Annotated in this window: 9 protein-coding genes; 7 read left to right on the top strand and 2 right to left on the bottom strand. The window is 69.9% G+C overall.

Annotated elements, in window-relative coordinates:
• The first annotated feature begins 52 nt into the window (after positions 1 to 52).
• The 5 genes from tig to VFE05_01765 all read left to right on the top strand — a co-directional run bounded on the left by tig (position 53) and on the right by VFE05_01765 (position 4,792).
• On the top strand, positions 53 to 1,342 hold the full coding sequence (gene tig, locus VFE05_01785; GenBank protein HET6228776.1) for a trigger factor: 1,290 nt from the start codon (positions 53 to 55) through the stop codon (positions 1,340 to 1,342).
• A 4-nt stretch (positions 1,343 to 1,346) separates the two neighbouring features.
• Positions 1,347 to 2,030, top strand: a complete 684-nt coding sequence (gene clpP / locus VFE05_01780) for an ATP-dependent Clp endopeptidase proteolytic subunit ClpP (protein ID HET6228775.1) — start codon at positions 1,347 to 1,349, stop codon at positions 2,028 to 2,030.
• A 91-nt stretch (positions 2,031 to 2,121) separates the two neighbouring features.
• The gene (gene clpX / locus VFE05_01775) at positions 2,122 to 3,363 is read left to right on the top strand and encodes an ATP-dependent Clp protease ATP-binding subunit ClpX (GenBank protein HET6228774.1); all 1,242 of its coding nucleotides are present in this window, start codon (positions 2,122 to 2,124) and stop codon (positions 3,361 to 3,363) included.
• A 4-nt stretch (positions 3,364 to 3,367) separates the two neighbouring features.
• The gene (gene yihA, locus VFE05_01770) at positions 3,368 to 4,054 is read left to right on the top strand and encodes a ribosome biogenesis GTP-binding protein YihA/YsxC (protein ID HET6228773.1); all 687 of its coding nucleotides are present in this window, start codon (positions 3,368 to 3,370) and stop codon (positions 4,052 to 4,054) included.
• 351 nt (positions 4,055 to 4,405) lie between these two features.
• A complete protein-coding gene (locus VFE05_01765; GenBank protein HET6228772.1) occupies positions 4,406 to 4,792 on the top strand; it encodes a hypothetical protein in 387 nt (128 codons plus the stop codon).
• 424 nt (positions 4,793 to 5,216) lie between these two features.
• Here VFE05_01765 and VFE05_01760 read toward each other — a convergent pair whose 3' ends face one another.
• Together VFE05_01760 and VFE05_01755 are read right to left on the bottom strand one after the other, a co-directional pair.
• Positions 5,217 to 5,708 carry a DUF6174 domain-containing protein gene (locus VFE05_01760; GenBank protein HET6228771.1) on the bottom strand — a complete coding sequence of 164 codons (492 nt, stop codon included), beginning with the start codon at positions 5,706 to 5,708 and terminating at the stop codon, positions 5,217 to 5,219.
• A 136-nt stretch (positions 5,709 to 5,844) separates the two neighbouring features.
• The gene (locus VFE05_01755) at positions 5,845 to 6,096 is read right to left on the bottom strand and encodes a hypothetical protein (protein HET6228770.1); all 252 of its coding nucleotides are present in this window, start codon (positions 6,094 to 6,096) and stop codon (positions 5,845 to 5,847) included.
• A 438-nt stretch (positions 6,097 to 6,534) separates the two neighbouring features.
• Between VFE05_01755 and VFE05_01750 the strand changes: the two genes are divergently transcribed.
• Positions 6,535 to 8,226, top strand: coding sequence for an ATP-binding protein (locus VFE05_01750; GenBank protein HET6228769.1), 1,692 nt, complete (start codon positions 6,535 to 6,537; stop codon positions 8,224 to 8,226).
• A complete protein-coding gene (locus VFE05_01745) occupies positions 8,223 to 9,596 on the top strand; it encodes a sigma-54 dependent transcriptional regulator (protein HET6228768.1) in 1,374 nt (457 codons plus the stop codon). The genes VFE05_01750 and VFE05_01745 overlap by 4 nt, the downstream gene beginning before the upstream one ends.
• The last annotated feature ends 183 nt before the right edge of the window (positions 9,597 to 9,779 follow it).

Raw genomic sequence — 9,779 nt, 5'->3', positions numbered from 1 at the left:
TTTCGCACCTTGCCGTACCAGCGCAACCTCACCCCAGACGGAATAGATCAGGATGGCCGCCGAAACCACCGACCTGCGCATCGACGTCCAGGAGCCCGCCTCCTGGAGCCGCCGCCTCTCCATCACCGTTCCCCGCGAGCGCGTGCAGCGCGTGCGCCGCAGCGTGGCCAGCCAGCTCGCCGGAAACGTGCGCCTGCCGGGCTTCCGCAAGGGCAAGATGCCCGCGAACCTGCTCGAGAAGCAGTTCGGTCCGCAGATCGAGCAGGAGACGCTGGACCGGGTGATCCAGGAGGCGTACAAGGAGGCGCTGGACAGCGGCGAGTTCCAGCCCATCACGCAGGGCCAGGTGGGCAACGTGCAGTACGCCGCCGAAGCCGACCTCACCTTCGACGTGGAGTTCGAGGTCCACCCGCCGGTCGAGATCAAGACGCTCGCCGGCTTCAGCGCCACCCGCCCCGCTGCCGACGCGGGCGAGGCGGACGTGGACGCGGTGCTGGAGCGCCTCCGCGGCGAGCGCGGCCACTGGCACGACGCGCCCGAGGGCACCAAGCCCGACTTCGGCGACCAGGTGACGGTGGAGATCCGCGACCGCGACGCCGCCGAGGACGCCGAGGAGCCCCGGCCCTACCGCTTCGTGCTGGGCGAGGGTCAGGCGATCTCCGACGTGGAGGAGGCGATCCGCACGCTGGCCGCGGGCGGCGAGGCCGACTTCGACGTGCGCTTCCCCGAGGACTTCCCCGACGAGGAGCAGCGCGGTCAGGAGCAGCACCTGCACATCCGCCTGATCGACGTGCAGAACCGGCACCTGCCGGAGCTGGACGACGAGTTCGCGACGTCGCTGGGCGAGTTCGGGACCATGGCGGCGCTGCGCGAGCGCGTGCTCGCCGACCTGAAGGACGACGCCACCCGCCGCGCGAGCGACGAGGTGCGCGGGCAGCTCATGCAGCAGGTGGTGGAGGCGAACCCCTTCGAGGTGCCCAACTCGATGGTGGACCGGTACCTCGACTACATGCTGGGCGAGGGCACGGAGCAGGCCAAGCGCCGCAAGCGCACGGCCGAGCAGGAGGAACAGTTCTCGCAGTACCGGCGCCTTATGCGGCCCCAGGCAGAGGCGTCGCTGAAGCGCATGATGGTGGTGGAGCACCTGGCCGACGCGCAGGGCCTGCGCGCCACGCAGGACGAGATCGACGCCCGCGTGGACGAGATCGCGGAGAAGGGCGGACGCACTCCGACCGAGGTGTGGCTGGAGCTGGAGAAGTCCGGGCAGCTGCAGGTGCTGGAGAACGAGATCACCGAGGACAAGGTGTTCACCTTCCTCCAGTCGCAGAACACCGTAGCCTGAGGTACTGGGCCGTTTCCGAACGCATTCCACCCAGAAAGCGCACATGGCCATCTACGCCCCGTACGTGATCGAGCGCTCCAGCCGCGGAGAGAGAAGCTACGACATCTTCTCGCGGCTCCTGATGGACCGGATCATCTTCCTGGGCAGCCAGATCGACGACAACGTGGCCAACGTCGTCATCGCCCAGCTGCTGTTCCTGCAGGCCGACAACCCGGAGAAGGACATCTACCTGTACATCAACTCGCCCGGCGGGTCGGTGTACGCGGGCCTGGCCATCTACGACACCATGAAGTTCCTGTCGTGCGACGTGGCCACGATCTGCATGGGCATGGCCGCCAGCATGGGCTCGTTCCTGCTGGCCGGGGGTACCAAGGGCAAGCGTTCGTCGCTCCCCAACGCGCGCATCATGCTGCACCAGCCCTCGGGCGGGTCGCAGGGCACGGCGGCCGACATCGAGATCGCCGCGCGCGAGCTGCTGTACGTGCGGCAGCGCATGAACGAGATGTACGCCGACAACACCGGCCAGACGGTGGAGCAGATCGAGGAGGACCTGGACCGCGACCGCTACATGTCGCCGGCGCAGGCCCAGGCCTACGGGCTGATCGACCACGTCATCTCCAAGCGGGGCGAGGTGGTGGAGGTCGAGCACATCGAGCCCGAGACAGGCACCAACACCACCGAGACCTGAGACGGCGAACCGGCGCCCCCGGCCCACCCGGGCCGGGGGCGCTTCGCGCTCTCCGCACGTTTTTCACGCATTACCCCGCGGTCTGCCTCTTATGCCCAGCGACAAGCACCTCCGCTGCTCCTTCTGCGGAAAGTCCAAGGACTCGGTGAAGCGGTTCATCTCCGGGCCCTCGGTCTACATCTGCAACGAGTGCATCTCGCTCTGCAACGAGATCCTCGCCGAGGAGGAGATCAAGGAGGCGACCAGCGCCGCCACCCCCGTGCCCTCCCCGCAGGAGATCAAGGAGGTGCTGGACCAGTACGTGGTGGGGCAGGACGAGGCGAAGAAGTCGCTCTCCGTCTCGGTCTACAACCACTACAAGCGGGTGAACCACCAGGGCGTGATGGACGACGTGGAGCTGGACAAGTCGAACATCCTCCTCATCGGCAGCACGGGCGTGGGCAAGACGCTGCTGGCGCAGACGCTGGCGCGCGTGCTCCACGTGCCGTTCACCATCGTGGACGCGACCACGCTGACCGAGGCCGGCTACGTGGGCGAGGACGTGGAGAACATCCTCGTGCGCCTGCTCCAGGCGGCCGACTTCAACGTGGCCGAGTGCGAGCGCGGCATCATCTACATCGACGAGATAGACAAGATCGCGCGCAAGAGCGAGAACCCCAGCATCACGCGCGACGTGAGCGGCGAGGGCGTGCAGCAGGCGCTGCTCAAGATCCTGGAGGGCACCACGGCCTCCGTGCCGCCGCAGGGGGGCCGCAAGCACCCGCAGCAGGAGTACATCCAGATCAACACCCGCCACACCCTCTTCCTGTGCGGCGGGGCCTTCGACGGCCTGGAGAAGATCATCGAGGCGCGCACGGGCAAGCGGCAGATCGGGTTCGGCACGGGCAAGGAGACGGCCGAGCCCGACAAGGGCAACCCCTTCCGCGACGTGGAGCCCGAGGACCTGCTGCGCTTCGGCCTGATCCCCGAGCTGGTGGGCCGCCTGCCGGTGATGGTCACGCTCGACAACCTCGACGAGAACGCGCTGGTGCGCATCCTCACCGAGCCGAAGAACGCGCTGGTGAAGCAGTACCAGAAGATCTTCGGGATGGACGGCGTGGGCATCACCTTCGACCCCGGCGCCATCCGCGCCATCGCCCGCGAGGCGCTGGACCGCGGCACGGGCGCCCGCGGCCTGCGCGCCGTGATCGAGCAGATCATGCGCGACATCATGTTCGACATCCCCTCACGCGCCGACGTGCGCGAGGTGGTGGTCACGCCCGAGTGCATCACCGAGCGCGTGGCGCCGCTGCTCATCCTGGCGCCGGAGCCCCGGCGCAAGAAGGAGGCGTAGCGGCTTGGAGTACGATCCCAAGTCGCCGCTGCGCATCAAGTCGGTCGAGTTCGCGGGCGCCATCGGGCAGCTGGGGCAGGCGCCGCCCGAGAGCGCGGTGGGCATGCCGCAGGTCGCCTTCTCCGGCCGCTCCAACGTGGGCAAGTCGTCGCTGATCAACCGGCTGCTGGGCCGCACGCGTACGGCCATCGCCCGCGTGTCGGCCTCGCCCGGCAAGACGCAGGAGATCAACTTCTACAAGGTGCGGGCGGACCAGGGCGACTTCTTCCTGGTCGACCTTCCGGGCTACGGCTTCGCTCGCGTGCCGGGGGCGGTCAAGGGCAAGTGGCAGCCGCTGATCCACGGCTACCTCTCCGCCAGCCCGGACCTGCTGGGCGTGGTGCAGCTCATCGACCTGCGCACGGGGCCCACGGACGACGACGTCGCTTCGGTGGAGTACCTGGCCGAGCTGGGCGTGCCGGTATTGTTCGCGCTCACCAAGTCCGACAAGCTGAAGCCGTCGATGCGCGGCGAGGCGGTGGCGGACACGGTGCGGAAGCTGGGCGTGGACAAGGACCAGGTGATCCCGTTCTCCGCCCTCAAGGGCGACGGCCGCGAAGACCTGCTGGCGGTGCTCGCATCGCTCCTCTTCCCCGCTGTGGACGAAGCGCCTGCGGAAACCGAGGCAGCGGAAGCGGGCGCGGGCGAGTAGCATCCCACCGCTCACGACAGCGGTTCCACGGAGGGAGATTGCCATCGGCAGTCTCCCTTTTTTCCTGTCCTCGTCCGCCGCCATTTCCGCTGCTCACCCCAACGGCGGGATCACGCGGAGTCGCGGAGAACGCGGAGGAACTACGGAGAACGAGCTGTTCTCCGCGTCCTTCGCGTCTCCGCGTGCGGGCCTTTCCCAATCGGGGCGCACTGATCGAACGAAATCGCCTGCGTCACATCTACCGTGTTCACAAGCGGTTGTGGCGTGCGGGAGATGCGAGGGCGGCACGCATGGTGCTTGGACGCGCGCACTCGATACTCGGAATCCGCTCACGCTTCAAGGAGAACGGCCATGCTCCGCTTACGCCCGCTCGGTACGCTGCTCACGATCGCGCTGGTGTCCCTCTCCGCCTGCGGCCCGTCCATGAGCGGCGGGGCGGAGGCGTCGTCGCAGGTGAGCACCGCCGGAGGCACGGCGATCACCGTGCGCAACAACCTCACGGTGCCCACCGTGCTCACCATCCTGCTGGTGAGCAGCGGCGGCGTGCGCAACCGCATCGGCCTGGTGCCGGGGGGCGAGACGCGGACGCTGCACTACGGCAGCGGAGGCGCGGGCACCTACCGCCTGGCTGCAACGACGGCCGCAGGCGAGGCGCTGCTCTCGGACACGTTCACGCTCTCCGGATCGGACCAGATCACCTGGGACCTCCGCTCCAACATCATCACGAACTCGCGCTGACGGACCGGCGGGACGGCTCGGGGGATGGAAGAACGAACGCACGCGCCGGATCGGTGCGTGCGTTCGTGGTTTCGATGGATCGGAGCCAATCCGCCGACCAACCGCTCATCCGCTGCCGCAGCTCAGGACGAGGCAGCCAGGGAGCGAGAGGACGGCGGCGACGACGACGAGGCGGAAGAGGATGCGGGCGCGCATGGACGCGTCCTCGCGAGAGCGGTGAACGCTCGATGCGCGCTGGCGTTGCAACCGCCACGCCATCCGGCGCACATCCGCCGATCTTCACGTTCCCTCATCCGCGGGAACCGATGGGGAAGACGCGCATCGCCCCGACATTGATCTCACGAGAAGAGCCGTCCGCCCGTGGGGCAGACGGCTCGTCGCAGGTTTCGGATGTGGATCGGTCCCGCGGCACGTTGCGAAGCTACTACGTGGCGCCGTTGGCTACCGTGAGGCTCTGGATGGTGTAGCCCACCTCGTCGTCCACGGTGTTGCGGTCGTAGTCGATGGAAACGGCCTGCGGGAAGCCGAGCGCGGAGTCGTACGTGGCCGAGAACTGGAACGCGTTTCGTTCGATGGCGTCTTCCTCCAGCTGGAAGAGGCCGGGCACGGTGGCCGCCGCGCCGACGTACTCCAGTGGTACAGGAGTGCCGTCGGGGCGCGTCGCCGACACCGGCGTCCCGTTCACCACCTTCACCGTCATCACCCCCGATGCCAGGCACTCGCAGCCGCGGTACAGCACGAAGCTGTACGTGCCGACGTGGCGGCTTTCCCAGCGCAGGCGGGCCCGCTGGAGCGCGGCTCGCTCGCCGTCCAGCCCGCCGGGCTCCAGCAACGAGCAGGCGGTGACGACCAGCCCGAGGGTGAGGGGCAGCGCGAGGAGCACGTCGAAGCCCGGACGACGGCGGAACGGGAGCATGGCGTCGCTACTCGATAGGGAAGTGGGCCGCGCCGCGTGACCGGACGCGGCGGCGTTGTGGAGGGACAACGCACGAAGCCCGCCGGGCGTGACGCTGCGGCGGGCTTCGGCTTGCGATGTGGCGGATCGGGGCGACTCAGCCGCCCGCTTCCCCCATGGCGAGGATGCGGCGCCGCGGCTTCACCGCCTCGGCGGCGCGGCAGAACACGCGCAGCTCGGCGTCGCTGCGCGTTTCCCAGTCTTCCGGGATGGGGGCAAGCCGGCGTTTCTCGCCGTTGCGCTCGAAGCAGAGCCAGCCCTTCTCCAGCCCCTCGGGGGCGTTTATCGGAACGACGTCCCAGACCTGCCAGGTGGTGCCGTCCGTGTCTTCCAGGGTTCGCAATCCCATCTGCATGCACCGGGTGAAGGTTCCGCTCCCGCGGGGAGCAAAACTCGGACCACGCCTAGGCTTTTCGCGAACGGGATGGGAAGATAGATGGGAGCCCACCTAACACATTCCACGAAGTTCCGAGCAGGTTTGGGATGATCGGCATCGATCTCTCGGGTGCCCTCCGCTGCCGACGAATCCCGAGGCCGGCGTGACGCCGCGCGCGCATCCGCAGAAACGTGCAACGCGCAGCTGCGTTCATCCGGCTCCCAGTCCGGAGATGCGCCAGCCGATCCGGTGGGGACGAGCGGCATCCGCAACTCCCGCGCGGACTTGACACTGCGGGAGCGCGGGTCGACAATACGTGGCCGTCGGCGCCCGCCGCCGGCCCCACCTTCCGCACCCCCGCGAGATGAGCGCACCGCCCCGCCCGCACCTGTCCCGCCCCAACGGGGCGCCGTGATCCGAGCCCAGTCGTCGCGCCTGCCGGAGCCGCGGCGCATCCTGTCGTGGGTGTACCTGGGGCGGCTGTGCCTGGCAGGCGCCATCTTCGCCGCCGCCGCTTGGGTGTGGACCGCCTCGCCCGCCGAGAACACGCTGCTGGCGGCACTCTGCCTCTTCACGGCGGCCGCGTTCACCTTCGGCTCGTTCGTCTACACGCACGTGCGGGGGCGCGAGCCGGGGCGCAGCTACCTGTACGCGCAGGTGGTGTTCGACGTGGTGCTCGTCACCGTGGTCGTGCACCTCACGGACGGCAAGGACAGCGTGTTCGCGCCGCTCTACATCCTGGTGATCTGCTCGGCCGCGGTGCTGCTGCCGCTGCTGGGCGGCATCCTCATCGCCCTGCTGGCGAGCGTGCTGTACTTCGCCGGGATCGTGTGGAGCACGCACCAGGCGCCGGACGCGGCGGTGGCGCTCCAGATCCTGCTGTTCACGGCCGTGGCCATGGTCACCGGCTACCTGGGCGACCGGCTGCGGCGCACGGGCGCGGTGCTGGGCGAGGTGGAGACGGAGCTGCGGCGGCTGCGGCTGGACACCGACGACATCCTTGGGACCATCGCGTCGGGCATCCTTACGGTGGACGGCGAGGGACGGCTGGCGTACATCAACCCGTCGGGCGCGGAGCTGCTGTCGCTGCCGGCGGATGAGTGGCTGAACCAGCCGGTGGTGCCCGTGCTGGAGCGCATCGCGCCGGGGCTGGGCGCCGTCATCACCCGCACCGTGGAGTCGGGCGCGGGCGTGGGGCGCTCGGAGACGGGCGAGACGGCGGAGGGCACCATCCTGGGCGTGAGCACCACGCTGATGAAGCGCCCCGCTCCGCATCCCCCGTCGGTCACGGCGATCTTCCAGGACATCACCGAGCGGAAGCGGATGGACGCGCTCCGCCGCCGCGCCGAGCGGCTGGAGGCGGTGGCGGAGCTGAGCGCGTCGCTGGCGCACGAGATCAAGAACCCGCTGGCCTCCATCCGCAGCGCCGTGGAGCAGCTGACGGGCGACGGCATCGACCCCGAGGACCGCCAGATCCTCCGCCGGCTGGTGGTGCGCGAGAGCGACCGCCTGAGCCGCCTGCTCGCGGAGTTCATCGACTTCGCGCGCGTGAAGGTGCGCGACCCCGCGCCGGTGGACATGCTGGAGGTGGCGCGCGACGCGGTGGCGCTGGTGCGCGCCCACCCGGACGCGGAGGGCTGCGACTTGCGGCTCACCGCCGACCCCGGCGAGGACGGCCTGTTCGTGAGCGGCGACGGCGACCTGCTGCACCGTGCGATGCTGAACCTCGCCCTCAACGCCGTGCAGTGGGCGGGCGAGGGCGGGCGGGTGGAGGTGGCGCTGGAGCCCGTGCACTCTGACATCCTTTCCCCGGCGCTCGGCGCCGCGGACGCCGTGCGTGTGCGCGTGTCCGACAGCGGGCCGGGCGTGCCGGAAGACGCGATCGACCACGTCTTCGACCCCTTCTTCACCCAGCGGCCGGGCGGCACCGGGCTGGGCCTGGCGCTGGTGCAGCGCGCGGCCGAGGCGCACGGCGGCGCGGTGTTCGTGGACGACCGGACGGAGGGGTGGGGCGCCACCTTCACCCTCTTCCTCCCCGCCCTGGCGACCGACGCCGCCCCGGCCCTGGCCGCCGCGGCATCCCACAAGGAGAAGCACCCGTGAGCAGCCCCAAGATCCTGGTGATCGACGACGAGACGGCCATCCTCGACACCCTGCGCATCCTCCTCAAGCGCGAGGGCTTCGAGGTGGTCACCGCGGTGGGCGGCGCGCAGGGCGTGGAGAAGATCGCCGACGAGCGGCCCGACGTGGTGCTGTCCGACGTGCGGATGCCCGGCGTGGGCGGGCTGGAGGTGCTGCTGGCGGCCAAGGAGCAGGACCGCACGCTGCCCGTGATCCTCATGACGGCGCAGGCGTCGCTCCAGACCGCCATCCGCGCCGTGAACGAGGGGGCCTTCTACTACATCCAGAAGCCGTTCGCCAATGACGAGCTGGTCGCCATCTGCCGGCGCGCGGCCGAGTCGCGGCAGCTCAAGAAGGAGAACCAGGCGCTCAAGACCGAGATCCAGCGGCGCGACCGCGGCGACCTGTCGCGGCCGGTGGGGCGCAGCAAGGGCTTCGTGGAGGTGCTGCGGACGGCGGAGACGGTGGGCCCCAGCGACTCCACCGTGCTCATCTCCGGCGAGTCGGGCACGGGCAAGGAGGTGCTGGCGCGGTACATCCACGAGCTGTCGGGCAGGGCCGGCGGCGCGTACGTGTCCATCAACTGCGGCGCGCTGCCCGAGAACCTGCTGGAGAGCGAGCTGTTCGGGCACGTGCGCGGCTCGTTCACCGGTGCCGTGAAGGACAAGCAGGGGCTGTTCGTGGCGGCCAAGGGCGGCAGCTTCTTCCTGGACGAGGTGGGCGAGATGTCGCCCGCCACGCAAGTCAAGCTGCTGCGCGTGCTCCAGGAGCGCGAGGTGATCCCCGTGGGCGCCACCGAGGCCATCCCGGTCGACGTGCGCATCATCGCCGCCACCAACCGCGACCTGGACGAGGAGATCCGCCGCGGCGGCTTCCGCAGCGACCTCTTCTACCGCCTCAACGTCATCACCCTGCACCTGCCGCCCCTGCGCGACCGGGGCGACGACGTGCCGGCGCTGGCGGACTATTTCCTGAGCAAGTTCGCCCACCAGCGCGGCAAGGAGCCGCTGGCGCTGGCGCCCGAGACGCTCGAGGCGCTGCAGCGCTACGACTGGCCCGGCAACGTGCGCGAGCTGGAGAACGCGCTGGAGCGGGCGGCCGTGCTCACCTCGGCGGGCGAGATCCCCGTCTCGGCGCTCCCCTCGCGCATCACCGAGCGGGCCCCGCAGCCGCTGGTTTCCGCGTCGCTGCCGCCCAACCCCACGCTGGAGATCGTGGAGCGCGCCTACATCCACTGGGTGCTGCACTCCGAGAACGGCAACAAGACGCGGGCGGCCGAGGTGCTGGGCATCGACCCGTCCACGCTGTACCGGAAGCTTCTGCGGTACGGCATGGAGGGGGAGGCGAAGTAGGCTCTCTGTAACGCGTTTCTGATGGGCCGCTCCGGAGCCGGCCGGGCGGTACTGCTGCCCGTCCGTCTCCTCCGCGGGGGCGGGGAGCCTCCTCCTTCGGCGGGCGATACAGCCTGCCCGCCTCCGTCCGGGGTCTCCCCGCCCGCTGCGCGAGCCCGGCAAACCGCCGCCGGTCTCGCGCAG

It is taken from the genome of Longimicrobiaceae bacterium (genome assembly GCA_035696245.1).
GTDB lineage: Bacteria > Gemmatimonadota > Gemmatimonadetes > Longimicrobiales > Longimicrobiaceae > DASRQW01.
This window is presented reverse-complemented; position numbering and strand designations above follow the sequence as displayed.